Origin of the sequence: Tautonia rosea, from assembly GCF_012958305.1 — a bacterium.
Classification (GTDB): domain Bacteria; phylum Planctomycetota; class Planctomycetia; order Isosphaerales; family Isosphaeraceae; genus Tautonia; species Tautonia rosea.
The window spans coordinates 263,354-276,310 of sequence record NZ_JABBYO010000001.1 but is presented as its reverse complement, the minus strand read 5'-3'; the positions used below and the strand labels follow the sequence as shown (position 1 = coordinate 276,310).

Genomic DNA, 12,957 nt, shown 5'->3' with positions numbered 1-12,957 from the left:
TGTCGGGGTCGAGTCGTGTCGTGATTCGTCGGGGACGCTCAATCAGCCGAAGACCAGGAGTTTGAGCAGGAACCAGCCAAGCATGGTGAGCGATGCCGTAATGACCAGGAGGCCCAGCAGGATCGACACCAGGGCACTGATCGAGGTCCACCAGGAGCGAATGGTTCCGATCGCCCGGTTGGACCTTTGATCCAGGACCGCAGGTTGATGCGACACTCTCAGAGCGTGAAACCCGTTGCCGATGGTCCAGGCCGCGGCCGGAACGGGGAGACTGAACAGGATCAGGAACAGGATATATCCGCTCCAGGTCGGCAACGCACCCACCACGGCGAGGACCATGATGGTCGCGGGGAGGATCAGGATCAGCGCACCAACCCAAAAGGGGAGCGTGAGACTCATCCGAAGCTCAGCCCGTTGGTGATTCACGTCCACCGCCAGCGGATCATTCAACGCAAGGGGAACGACTGCCCGGTTAATCGTTCGAACGCCTCAATGTACTTCGCTCGGGTCTGTTCGACAATCTCATCGGGCAAGGCGGGGGGTTCGCTTTGCTTGTCCCAGTCGGTCGAATCGAGCCAGTCACGGACGAATTGCTTGTCGAATGAGGGGGGGACGACGCCGGGTTTGTACGCATCGAGCGGCCAGTAGCGCGAGCTGTCGGGCGTGAGGACCTCGTCGATGAGGATGAGTTCGCCGCTGGTGGTCTCGCGGCCGAACTCGAACTTGGTGTCGGCGAGGATGAGGTTCGCGGTGGCGGCGTGCTCGGCGGCCTTTCGGTAAATCTGGACGCTGAGCTCACGCAGAGTATCGGCCAGTTCGGGACCAAGGTCGGCCGAGAGTTCCTCGAAGCTGACGTTCTCGTCGTGCCCCTCGTCGGCCTTGGTGGCGGGGGTGAACAGGGGGGGATCAAGCTTGGCGGCCTCGACGAGGCTGGTGGGCAGACGCTCGCCGCAGACGGTTCCTTTCGTTCGATATTCGCGCCAGGCGCTGCCAAAAAGATAGCCACGCACAACACACTCGAAGGGGATGACTTCGGCCTTGCGAACGAGCATGACGCGGCCGTCGAGCTGCGTGCGATCGTCGGCCGAGAGGTCGAGTCCGGCGGCGTCGAGATCGGTCGAGATGAGGTGATTCGGGGTGTCGAGGTGATGGAACCAGAAGGCGGAAAGTCGGGTCAGGATACGGCCCTTGTCGGGAATTCCGTTCGGTAAGACCCAGTCGTAGGCGCTAATGCGGTCGGTGGCGACGATCAGCAAACGATCGCCCAGGTCGTACACGTCGCGGACCTTGCCCGATCGCTTCGGAAGCCCTGCGAGATTCGTTTCGAGCAATGCCGACACGAGAACACTCTCCCCATCCGTCTCGATTGCGCGTGAACCAGATCGTGACGATTCACCTTATCGCATCGAAAGGCTTCCGGACAACCCAACCCGAGGGATCGCGGCGTCAGGGTCGGGACCGCAAGTGGAGTTGACCGTGCGGATCGGGAGAATCCGGTCGAGTTGCTCCGAGGCCCGAATGGAGCAGGGCGGGACGATCGCGGGAGGTTCACCAGGTTTGACCCGCCTTCACTGGTACGATAGCCTGGAAAGGCTGGAGAACCGTCCCACCACTCGACGGAGTGCGTTCTCCTCCCCCCGACAACGTCCTGAACCGGAGTTGAGGTCTCTGCCATGTATCGGCTCGATGCTCGCAAACCGGCCCATTTCTGCGACGGACTGACCCGTCGGGATTTCCTGCATGCTGGATCTCTTGCGACCCTGGGGCTTTCGTTGCCCGGCCTGCACGCGTTGGAGGCCCGAGGGGCCGTTCCGCGTGATCAGGACATGAATTGCATCATGCTCTTTCTGGTTGGCGGCCCGAGCCAGCTTGACACCTGGGACATGAAACCCGACGCGCCGAGCGAGATTCGAGGCCCCTTCCGGCCGATCGACACGAACGTTCCGGGCATCCAGGTTAGCGAGATTTTCCCGAAGCTGGCCAGGAACATGGACAAGGTGGCCCTTGTTCGGTCGGCCTATCACACGGCGACCGCCGTGCACGACACCGGCCACCAGATGATGCAGACCGGCCGACTGTTCGGCAACGGAGCGATCAAGTACCCGCACATGGGATCGGTGCTGTCGTATCTCAAAGGCCCCCGAGGAGATGTGCCCCCGCACGTCTTGCTGCCCCGGCCGATCGGCAACACCGGCGGGAACATGCCCCACGGGCAGGATGCCGGATTTCTGGGCAAGAGCTACGACCCGTTCGTGCTCGGAGCCGATCCGAACGCCCCGGACTTCAAGGTGCCCGACCTCTTGCCGCCGGAGTACGTGACCGGGGCTCGGGAGTCGCGTCGCCAATCCTTCCGAGCCGCGATCGACGGCGCCGTTCGGGACTTCGAAGCGTCGGAAGATGCCCGACTGCTCGATGAGAACTTCCAGCGTGCCTACGGCCTGATGTCGAGTGCCGAGGCCCGAGAGGCGTTCGCCCTCGACGCCGAGCCGGACGACATTCGGGACCGCTACGGCCGAACTCGGTTCGGCCAGAGCTGCCTGATGGCCCGTCGGTTGGTCGAGCGGGGTGTTCGGTTTGTGACCGTCAACATGTTCGAGACGGTCTTCAACGAGATTACGTGGGATATCCACGGCTCGTCTCCGTTTAGCCCGATCGAGGCCTATCAGAACGAGATCGGGCCGAACTTCGACAACGCCTACACCGCCCTGCTCACCGACCTGTATGAGCGAGGCATGCTTGAGAACACCATGATCCTCGCGTTTGGCGAGTTCGGGCGAACCCCGAAGATCAACCCCGCCGGAGGCCGCGATCACCACCCGGCATGCTGGACCGTTCTGTTTGCGGGCGGCCCGATTCGAGGGGGCAACGTGGTGGGAGCGTCGGACGAGATTGGTCACGCACCGAAGGATCAGCCCGTGTCGACGGCCGAGATCGCGGCGACCGTCTTCCACGGGCTGGGGATCGATCTCGAAACGGAGCTGCCCGGCCCGCAGGGTCGTCCGCTTCGAGTCGTCGATCACGGGGTGGAGCCGATTCATCCCTTGTTCTGATCGACCTGGGTTAATCCCGATCGGCGGGCCTGGGGAGACCGAGATTCCGAAGGCCTGTCGATTCAGACCGAGCGAGCACCAACCGCCGATGAGTCGTCCTGTAACCTCTTCCCATGACCGGGCCGTTGCCTCCGCGTTCGATGCCCAGGCGGCTCAGTTTGAACAGGCTCCTGTGCAGACGGACCCGACTGCGTTGGCCCGGCTGCTAGAGGTGGCAGAGCTGAAGCCGGAAAGCCTCGTGCTCGACGTCGGCTGCGGCCCCGGTCTGGTGGCCGAGGCGTTGCTCGAAGCGGGGCACCGTGTCGTCGGGATTGATCTCTCACCCGAGATGATTGCCCGAGCCCGAACCCGCTGCGAACGCTTCGGGGATCGGGTGGAGTTCCTGGTCGGGTCGCTCCAGGACCATCAACCGGCCGAGTTCGCCCCGTTTGACGCTTGCCTGTCACGCTATGTGCTGCATCACGTGCACGATCCGATGCTGTTCATCGCCCGACAGGCAGCATTGCTCCGGTCTGGCGGTGTACTGGTCCTGAGCGATCAGACGACCGATCCGGACCCCCAGGCCCGGTCGTGGCATCAAGGGATCGAGCGGCTTCGAGATCATACGCATACGTCCAACGCCACCCCCGGAGAGCTGGCGGACCTGCTAACCGTCTCGGGCATGGACTCGGTCCACATGATCGAAGAAACGTTTGTGCTCGACTTCGATGAGTGGTACGACCGGGGCTCTCCGCAACGCGAGAAAGCATTCGTCCGGCATGTCGTGCTCTCAGGCCCGATGGCCCACGGGTTCCGCCCGGAGGAGCAGCCGGACGGGCGCATCCGAATTGAATGCTGGCGCGCTACTGCCCGAGGGGTCAAAAGCGGTCGATAAGCAAACGCAAGGATGTTCTGCCGTTAGGTCGTAGAGGCGTGTGAGATCGTTCCTGGTTGATCACGTTTGAACGATCGACAACGCAGCAGACCCACAGGCGAGCGCCATGCCGCAACGCCAGGGCGATCATGCCCCACAGCCTTGCTTGTCTCCGCAGCCAGACTGTCTTCTCCGTCCCGCCCTCCTTGACGAGATCTCTTGTATGAGCAGCCCACGACGATTCGGGATGGCCCTGGTTTCGCTCCTGGTCTGTGGTGTGACGACTGCCGGGGCCGACGACGCGCTGATGCTCTTGCCCTCCGCGGTTACGCTCGACGGCCCAAAGGCGTCGCAACGCGTGATCGTTGAACGACTGAACACAGTGGGAGTTGCCATCGGAGAACCGAGCAGGGAGGTGTTGTTCGCCATCAGCAACCCGAATATCGCCACGGTCTCGGCCGATGGAACCGTCGTTCCCGTCTCTGATGGCGTGACGACCCTGACCGCGACCGTGGGAAATCGGACCCTTTCGGCCCCAGTTCAGGTTCGCGACGCAACTCAGGACGAACCCTGGAGTTTTCGGAATCACGTCTTGCCCATTCTCACCAAGGCCGGCTGTAACCAAGGCTCGTGCCACGGAGCCGCGGCCGGGAAGAACGGCCTGCGGCTGACCTTGCGGGGTTATGGCCCGGAAGTCGATTACGATGCCCTGACCCGCCAGGCCCTCGCTCGTCGGATCAACAAAACTGCACCTGAAGAAAGCCTGATGCTGCTGAAGGCGACGGGAGTGGTCGAGCATGGCGGAGGCCCGCGATTTGCTCTGGATTCGCTCGAATACCGAGTCATTGCCGAGTGGATCGGTGCCGGAATGCCCGCGCCGAGCGACGACGACGCGAAGATCGACCGGGTCGAGGTCATGCCCTCGGCCGTGACGCTCACCCCTGGCCAGTCGCAGCAGGTTCTGGTTCGAGCCGTTTACCGCGACGGCCGCTCGGCCGACGTGACCCGGTGGGCGAAGTTCGGGACGACCGACGAAACTGTGGCCACCGTGGATGACTCCGGACGCTTGACGGTTGTCGGCCACGGCGAAGGAGCGATCACCGTCTGGTTCGACAGCCGCGTCGATCTGGCAACCGTGACGGTCCCTTACGATCGGGCCATCGCCCCGGACCTGTTTGCCTCGTCACCGCGATTCAATGAGATTGATCGAATCAATCTTGAAAAACTGCGATCGTTGAACATTCCCCCCTCGCCACTGAGCGATGACGCGACCTTCTTGCGCAGGGCCTTCCTGGATGCAACCGGAACGTTGCCGAAGGTGGCCGAGGTAGAGGCGTTTCTCACGGATGACGATCCGGGGAAACGGGCAACAGTGATCGATCAGCTTTTGAACAGCGAGGAATTTATTGATTACTGGTCGTACAAGTGGTCGGATCTTTTGCTCGTGTCTTCGCGGAACCTGCCGAAGCCGGCGATGTGGAGCTTCTACCGATTCATTCGGGAGAGCGTGGCCGAGAATCGACCGTGGGATGAGTTTGCTCGGGACATTCTGACGGCAAAGGGAAGCACGCTCGACAACGGCGCAGGGAATTACTTCGTGATCCATCGTGATCCGATTGAACTAACCGAAAACGCGAGCATGGCGTTCCTGGGGTTGGCGATGACCTGCGCGCGTTGCCACAACCACCCTTTGGAAAAGTGGACCCAGGACCAGTACTATGGCTTTGCGAACCTGTTCGGTCGGGTCAAGCTGAAGGACGGGGACCTCGGAGCGGCCCAAGGCGATGTGGATATCATTCCGGCGTCGGAGGGGGACATTCGTCATCCTCGCCGGGGCGAACCGATGGCTCCGCAGCCGCTCGATGCGGCGGCCATGCCACTCGAATCGGCTGGCGACCGCCGCGAGGCACTGGCCGACTGGCTCGAATCGCCCGAGAACCCGTACTTCGCCGCGGCGATCGTCAACCGGGTCTGGGCGAACTTCTTCGGTCGCGGACTGGTCGATCCGGAGGACGACCTCCGCGCGACCAACCCGCCGAGCGACCGAGCCTTGATGGACTGGCTCGTCGAGGATTTCCGGGAGCACGGGTACGACGTCCGCCATTTGATCCGAACCATTATGACCTCGGCCGCCTATCAGCGATCTGCGGCGCCCGTACCGGGAAACGAGGGGGACACGAAGTTTCTCAGTCGATACGTCCCCCGTCGCCTGCCGGCCGAGGTCCTGATTGACGTGATGGCCGCCGTCACCGACGTTCCAACCGCGTTTCCAGGGTATCCGACCGGCTGGCGAAGCGTGCAATTGCCCGACGTTCAGGTGGCGAATACCTTCCTCGATGCGTTTGGACGCCCCGAACGAAACGACACATGCTCTTGCGAGCGATCATCGGAGCCCTCACTTGCCCAGGCGCTCCATTTGGCCAACGGCGACACCTTGAACGAGAAATTGCGTAACGACCATTCTGCCGTCGCGCGAGCCTCGGCCAGTGATGCTTCGTTTGCGGCGATTCTGGATCAGATGTTCAAAGCGGCACTCTCTCGACCACCGACCGAGGCGGAAGCATCCCGGATTCTCCCCGCGCTGGAGGAGGCCGTGGCCGAGGGCGAGACGGACGACGAGCGAGCCTCGCTGAGACGACAGGTGATCGAAGATCTCTACTGGGCAACGCTCACCGGGAATGAGTTTTTGTTCAACCACTGATTTCTCCCGAATCCGGCCTGATGTCCGATCCTGGTTGCCCGATCGCCTCGAAGATCGCAGGAGACCTCCGCGAATGACTGCGTTGTGTTGCCTTGCCGCCTTGCCGTGGATCGCTCTGGCGAGCGATGCGGAGCCGGTCCGGTTTCGCGAACAGGTTGCTCCGATCCTGGTCTCCCGATGCCTGGCTTGCCATCAAGATGATGATGCGCAAGGCGGGCTGAACATGAGTTCGTTCGCCTTGCTTCGGGAAGGAGGAGACATCGAGGGGGACCTGATCCTGCTGCCGGGAGAGCCCGAGGCAAGTCACCTCGTCTCCGTCCTGAAGCCGGATGCGGCCATCCGAATGCCCTTGAAGCAAGAACCGCTGACGGATGATGAGATTGAGCTTATTGCGCGCTGGGTGGCTGAGGGGGCAGTCTTCGATGGCCCGTCGGAGGACGTCCCTCTGACGTCCCTCGTCGATCCCCTGGCTCACTTGCCGAAGGTGGAGGTCACGGCAGAGGTGGCCGATCCGGTCTCGGCCGTCTCCTATGCACCAGACGGCAGTCGACTGGCCGCCGCGCGAGGGAGCGACATCTTCCTGTTCGACGCGGATTGCAGCGATCCGACTGCGTTGCTGGAAGGGCATGAAGGGGGAATCAACGCCCTGATCTTCTCGCCCGACGGGCAACGATTGGTCGCCGTAGGAGGCCGGCCGGGACTCTTCGGCACCGTGGCAGTTTGGCGGGTGGAGACAGGGGAGCGGCTTGGCTCGTGGAAGGGGCATGCCGATGCCATTCTCTCGGCCGCGCTCTCGCCGGACGGAGCCGTCCTGGCCACGGCAAGTTATGATCGCATCGTCACGCTCTGGAATCTGGAATCCGGAGACGAAATCCGATCGCTCAGGGAGCACACCGATGCGGTCTACGCCCTGGCCTTCTCGCCGGACGGAACGAAGCTGGCATCGGCTTCGGGCGACCGGACCGTCAAGCTCTGGGAGACGGAGAGTGGCCGACGGCTCGAATCTCTCGGAGATGCGACCGAAGAACTCTATGCCGTGACCTTCGCCGACGAGGGAGCGACCTTGATCGCCGCTGGAGCCGATCGGACGATCCGTCGATGGACGCTTGCGGGAGACTCCGGGACGCTCGACCGCTCCGCCATCGCTCATGATGGAGCGGTGCTCGATCTACTGGTCACCCCTGATGGGTCTTCGCTTATCTCGACCGGCGACGATGGGACCGTCAAGCGGTGGTCGCTGGCAGAACTGGCTCCGCTCGATGCCTGGCCTCGACAGCCGGACTGGCCCCTGGCGGCAGCGTTGGACCCGTCGGGCACACAGCTTGCGCTTGGGCGGTATGATGGAGCACTCGTCCTTCTGCCCGGGACTCCTGAATCCACCGGAGAAGACCGGATTGAGGTCAGCCTGCTCGATCCCCCCGCAACCAAGGCCGCACCCTCGACGGGGGAGTCGGAGCCGAAGAAGGAAACGCCGCAATTGGTCCGTCGCCCTTCGCTTGGCCCTCCCAGCCCGAAAGGGGCCGAGCGAGGTCGGACCGTGACGGTGGATCTGGCCGGCACGGGTGTGGGACAGGCCAATGCGGTCGTGTTTGATGATCCGAGGCTGGTCGCGACCATCGTTCCCAGCGAGGCGCCCGACCCGAATCGGCTTCGGATCAGTGTCTCCATTGAGGCAGATGCGCCAATCGGTCCTCATCTCATTCGGGTACAGACACCGCTCGGAGTTCCGGCGGCGCAGGCGTTCGCAGTCTATGCGGCTCCCGAAGCGGCCGAGGAGGAGCCGAACCGGACGATCGACGAGGCCAAGACGCTCTCCTGGCCCACTACCCTGGCGGGCACAATTGAGACTCCAGGAGACGTGGACCATGTGCGGTTTTCCGTAGCTCGGGGGCAGACGGTCGTCTGTACTGATCGTGGAGGAATGCTCGGCTCCGCACTTGACCCAGCTCTGGAGTTGCGGAACGAATCGGGCCAAATGGTCGGTCAGGGGCGATCCGTTCTCTCATATCGAGCGGACACCGACGAGTTGCTGATGCTCCGGATCGCGGATCGGCAGTTCGGCGGATCGGGGAATCACTTTTATCGAATCGAAATCGGAGAAATTCCGAGAGTTGAGGATGTGTTTCCGCTGGGAGTCCCTTTGGGAGGGTCTGCGGAACTGTCCGTCTCCGGCGCAAACCTGGGGGAGTCGGTCGTAAGCGTCTCCGCATCCTCGGCGGACTCGCCGGGAACGCTGCGGGTGGTGCCGGCCACCGATCGTTTCGGGAGAGAGGCCGAAGGCAACCTGAAGGTGGTCGTCGCCGAGGGGACTCAGCGGGTGGAGCAGGAGCCGAATGATGAGCCGTGTTGCGGGAGAGAACTGGAGGTGCCAGGCGGCCTCTCCGGTCGGATCGACCACGAGGGGGATATTGATCATGTGACGATCAACGCCCGATTTGGTCAACCGTTGATGATCGAGGTTTTCGGGCATCGACTCGGGACGGAGATTGATCCGATTCTTGAAATTCTCGATGCCGAGGGGAAACCGGTTCCCCTGGCGGTGCTTCGCCCCGTTGCTCGAACCGCGGTCGCCTTTCGGGACCATGACGCGACGCAGGATCGAATCCGACTGACACGCTGGGATGAACTGGCACAGGATGATTATGTGCTGATTGGTCGGGAGCTGACCCGCCTGTTTGCCTTGCCCAGAAATCCGGATGACGACGCGGTGTTCTGGTCGGCCGGGGGGCGGCGGCTGAGTTACCTCGGCACGACCCCGGAGCAACATCCGCAAGATCAACCGATCGACAAGGTTGAGATTCATCCTCCCGGTACGACCTTCCCAGCCGGCGGAGCCGCGCCGATCACGCTCGTTCATCGCAACGATGATGCTCCCGGGCTGGGCAAGGATGCCGCAATCCGATTCGATCCGCCCCGGGATGGGACGTACCAGATTCGGGTGAGTGATGCCCGGGGGCTCGGCGGCCCTGGGTTCGGGTATCATCTGGTCGCCCGGGAGCCACACCCCGACTTTGCCGTGACCTTGAGAACCGAACACCCGGATATTCCCCGAGGAGGAGCCACGGTCATCCCGGTGAATGTCCAACGCATTGATGGGTTCAACGCTCCGATCGACCTGCGGGTGGAAGGACTTCCGAAGGGAATTCGAGCGACCTCGGCCAGGGTCGAAGCCGGGCACATGACGGCGGATTTGCTGCTGATGGCCGATCATGATGCTCCGACCTTCTCGTCAGCTCCCTGGCAGGTCGTGGCCGAGGCCGCTCGGGACGGATCGAGTGGTGAGCTCATCCGTCACGACATCCGGCCGGGAGGGAATCGATCCTCCTGGATCACTGTGACACCTGAACCCGACCTCCGTGTCTCGACCGATCGCGACCGAGTGATCATCCGGCCCGGCGATCGGGTCGAGTTGACCTTCAGGGTCGATCGTTCGGCGAGCTTCTCGGGTCGGGTGCCGATCGATGTGCGGAACCTGCCGCACGGAGTCCGCGTGCTGAATATCGGGTTGAATGGCGTTTTGATTACGGAATCACAGACGGAGCGAACGGTTTTTCTTTATGCCGAGCCCTGGGTCTCGCCGACCGAACGCCCCTTCTTCGGGGTCGGCCGGGTTGAGGCGGCCGGGACCGAGCACAGCACCCCGCCGATCACTCTGGTGATTGCGGGAGCACCAAGCGAGGGATCATCCGGCGACGATCTACCGTGAAGGGGTGTCGAAGGCGGAACCGGAGGGAACGGCAGCACTTCACCGTTTGATCCAGTTGCGTGCTTCTGCAATCACGCGAAGGGCGGAGGCGAGCACACAGGTGATTCCTCCCAACTCCAGCAGCCAATTCATGCGCATCCCCAGGAATTCGTCCTTGAGGAAGGCATCGACATGGTGAAAGGATGCGGCACGAATCAACACAAACCCATACAAAAACACCAATCCGATGGCCGCCAGCGGTCTTCGCAGGAGGACCGATCGGAAAAGGACGGCGAGTAAGGCGATTGCTCCCGCTCCGACGATTGCCACACCGGCGATAAACGTGCGCTGGACGGCCTGCCGCTCCTTGTACCACCCTTGTTCGAGCGCAAGCCGACGACCGACGGCGGTCAACAGACTTTGCAGATCGAGCTGTTTATTAATTCCCAGGACAAGCATGGCGACCATGAGGAGCCACCAGAAGAGGGCCCGTCGTCCTGGCGACTTCGCTCCCGATTTTGGAGCGATTCGAAGATGGTCGATTTTCCAGAACACAGGGTGAACCGTGCGACCGCCAGCGTCGAGCCGTCGCTCGGCTCTGGCGGCGCCTCCACAGGCGATGGCCGCGGCAAAATAGGCCACGACGGTCAACCAACCCATGAATGAGGGGTCGCCGATGCGAGGGCTCCAGCCCAATTCAGCCCGCTCAGCAATCAGGAATAACGGCATCGGCATATTTGAGGGATTGAAAATTGGTTGTGGAATGCAAAGGGCTCGCCCACGGGATGATCAGTCTGTCAAATCGGGGTCTTGCCTGTCAAACTTGCTCGGGAGGCCGGTCCGAGCAGGATCATGGGGTTCGAGCCGGCGAGACCGAGGTTCAGATGGATCGATCGATCGAGAACCATCGTCGGTGAGCAATTGGGGAACACCCCAAGACCCGGGAGCGTGTGTGTGGTAACAACAGATCGGCTGGATCTTTGGCTTGCGATCCTCACCTTGGTGTCAGTGGTTACGGTGCTGATCCTGGCCCGATCCGCTGCGAGGCGGAAAGCGGTTTGGAGGATCTCGGAGGTTGCCCGCGAGCTTGGACTCGAAGAAGAGGCTGCGGACGATCCGACCTTCCAGCCGTGGTTGGCTCCCCGTTGGTCCCAGATTGCGGACCTTGAGCGGACCATCGTCTGGGTGCTTCGCGGGACGTACGAGGATCGAGACCTGTTCTTGCTCGGCATTCACGAACGTTCCAGCCGAGCCGGTTCCCGGCGGCCGAACGACGATCGGGGCCAGTGGATCGACCGGATCGTTCGACTCAGGAACCGGCGACCTGGTGTTCCGAAGGTGGCGAACCAGTTGCTTGTTCTTCTCACCGAAGCCTTGCCGGGCCTGCCCGATTTTCGGATCGGGCAGGAGTTGGCTTCACCTCGCGGGGCAGGGAGTCGTCAGCGATTGTCCCCAGTTCAAATCGTCCTCAATCAACCCACCAGCGTTCTCTTTGATGGCCTGACGATTGAGCCACCGCGGGCGCTCGGTGACTTGCCGCAATCGTTCCTCGATCGTGCGGCCCGGGTGCTTGTGGGGCGACGACAACCGTGGTCGATCGAGGGGCTTAGCGAGCGCCTGAGCGTTCGGATCGCTCAATGGCGATCTTCGTCGCGAGTGCGATCATATCGCGCTGTCCTGGACGATGCCCTTTCGCTTCGGGCCGCGTGGGACGTGCGGACCGACCGATCGGACGATGCGAATACGCACCGGTCGATTCGATCGGCCCTGGAGCGGATCCGCCAGGCGTCGGAGCCTTCGGAATCCGAGGGAACACCGATGGGGGACGATCGGGTTTGAGCGCGGGGAGGGGTCATGGCCGGGCTAACGCCTGGGACGATAGCGCTGGGCATCACCCTCGACCGGCTCGATCCAGTCTTCCTTGACGCAGCGTCCCAGCCATCGGGCGGAATGGCGAAGGGGCAAGCCGACGGCATGGAACATGGATCGAGCGTCATCACGATCGAAGGGGTCGGGCAGCAAGGCGAGCCCGAGCGGCCCGGCCTCGACTCCTTTGCGGAGCCAGTCGAGCGCATCCGCTAGAATCAAGGCATGGTCGAACGCGAGGGGACGATCCGGAGAGTCCGCGATGATCCACGAGGCCTCTGCGGCATCGTCTCCGCCTGAGGGTTCGGGGAGGGGAGGGGGGAGCACGGTGGCATACGCCAGGCTGATCGTCCGGCCTCTCGGGTCGCGTCCGGGAGCCGAGTAGAATCCCAGGGGCTGGAACGGAAGCGAGGGCCGAACCTCGATTCCGGTTTCCTCGAACAGTTCGCGACGGGCGGCAGGTTCGGTCGCCTCGTCGAGATCCAGAAATCCCCCGGGGAGTGCCCATTGCCCTTCAAAGGGTGCCCGCCCCCGACGGATCATGAGGACACGGAGCGCCGAGCGATCAACTCCAAAGACCACCGTATCAACCGTGACGGCGGGCCGGGGAAAGTCATAACAGTACGATTGCGTCATGAGCGTTGCATCCTGCCAGGAAGTCTCCGACTCCACAGTGACTGGTCGAGAAGCTTCCACTTGACCATCATAAAAAGACTGAGAGGATCGTCTACTGCCAGTCTTCACGGTCTGAGAGGCATTTGAAGCGCCTCCTTTACGATTGACAGTTGCCAACTTCAACCCA

Annotated in this window: 9 protein-coding genes; 5 read left to right on the top strand and 4 right to left on the bottom strand. The window is 62.6% G+C overall.

Features of this window, described 5'->3' with window-relative positions; all coding sequences use genetic code 11:
- Positions 1-42: 42 nt before the first annotated feature.
- Complete coding sequence (locus HG800_RS01100; RefSeq protein WP_169972791.1) at positions 43-399, bottom strand: hypothetical protein; 357 nt, start codon at positions 397-399, stop codon at positions 43-45.
- A 47-nt stretch (positions 400-446) separates the two neighbouring features.
- On the bottom strand, positions 447-1,340 hold the full coding sequence (locus HG800_RS01095) for a phosphoribosylaminoimidazolesuccinocarboxamide synthase (RefSeq protein WP_169972789.1): 894 nt from the start codon (positions 1,338-1,340) through the stop codon (positions 447-449).
- A gap of 333 nt (positions 1,341-1,673) precedes the next feature.
- On the opposite strand from HG800_RS01095, the gene HG800_RS01090 reads away from it, so the two are divergent.
- From HG800_RS01090 to HG800_RS01075, 4 genes are all read left to right on the top strand, one after another.
- A complete protein-coding gene (locus tag HG800_RS01090; protein ID WP_169972787.1) occupies positions 1,674-3,050 on the top strand; it encodes a DUF1501 domain-containing protein in 1,377 nt (458 codons plus the stop codon).
- Between the two features lie 88 nt (positions 3,051-3,138).
- Positions 3,139-3,924 carry a class I SAM-dependent methyltransferase gene (locus HG800_RS01085; RefSeq protein WP_169972784.1) on the top strand — a complete coding sequence of 262 codons (786 nt, stop codon included), beginning with the start codon at positions 3,139-3,141 and terminating at the stop codon, positions 3,922-3,924.
- Positions 3,925-4,126: 202 nt separating this feature from the next.
- Positions 4,127-6,604 carry a DUF1553 domain-containing protein gene (locus tag HG800_RS01080; RefSeq protein WP_235963177.1) on the top strand — a complete coding sequence of 826 codons (2,478 nt, stop codon included), beginning with the start codon at positions 4,127-4,129 and terminating at the stop codon, positions 6,602-6,604.
- A 73-nt stretch (positions 6,605-6,677) separates the two neighbouring features.
- Positions 6,678-10,310 (top strand): c-type cytochrome domain-containing protein, encoded by a 3,633-nt coding sequence (locus tag HG800_RS01075; RefSeq protein ID WP_169972782.1) that lies wholly within the window; start codon positions 6,678-6,680, stop codon positions 10,308-10,310.
- Positions 10,311-10,349: 39 nt separating this feature from the next.
- Here HG800_RS01075 and HG800_RS01070 read toward each other — a convergent pair whose 3' ends face one another.
- Positions 10,350-10,949 (bottom strand): hypothetical protein, encoded by a 600-nt coding sequence (locus tag HG800_RS01070; protein ID WP_169972780.1) that lies wholly within the window; start codon positions 10,947-10,949, stop codon positions 10,350-10,352.
- Positions 10,950-11,243: 294 nt separating this feature from the next.
- Between HG800_RS01070 and HG800_RS01065 the strand changes: the two genes are divergently transcribed.
- Positions 11,244-12,128 carry a hypothetical protein gene (locus tag HG800_RS01065; protein WP_169972777.1) on the top strand — a complete coding sequence of 295 codons (885 nt, stop codon included), beginning with the start codon at positions 11,244-11,246 and terminating at the stop codon, positions 12,126-12,128.
- Positions 12,129-12,152: 24 nt separating this feature from the next.
- On the opposite strand, the gene HG800_RS01060 is transcribed toward HG800_RS01065, so the two are convergent.
- Positions 12,153-12,791, bottom strand: coding sequence for an NUDIX domain-containing protein (locus HG800_RS01060; RefSeq protein WP_169972775.1), 639 nt, complete (start codon positions 12,789-12,791; stop codon positions 12,153-12,155).
- Positions 12,792-12,957: the final 166 nt, after the last annotated feature.

Coding starts and splice junctions, on each gene's coding strand:
- HG800_RS01100 (WP_169972791.1), bottom strand. CDS start 399: ATGAGTCTCACGCTCCCCTTTTGGGTTGGTGCGCTGATCCTGATCCTC.
- HG800_RS01090 (WP_169972787.1), top strand. CDS start 1,674: ATGTATCGGCTCGATGCTCGCAAACCGGCCCATTTCTGCGACGGACTG.
- HG800_RS01085 (WP_169972784.1), top strand. CDS start 3,139: ATGAGTCGTCCTGTAACCTCTTCCCATGACCGGGCCGTTGCCTCCGCG.
- HG800_RS01080 (WP_235963177.1), top strand. CDS start 4,127: ATGAGCAGCCCACGACGATTCGGGATGGCCCTGGTTTCGCTCCTGGTC.
- HG800_RS01075 (WP_169972782.1), top strand. CDS start 6,678: ATGACTGCGTTGTGTTGCCTTGCCGCCTTGCCGTGGATCGCTCTGGCG.
- HG800_RS01070 (WP_169972780.1), bottom strand. CDS start 10,949: ATGGGTTGGTTGACCGTCGTGGCCTATTTTGCCGCGGCCATCGCCTGT.
- HG800_RS01060 (WP_169972775.1), bottom strand. CDS start 12,791: ATGACGCAATCGTACTGTTATGACTTTCCCCGGCCCGCCGTCACGGTT.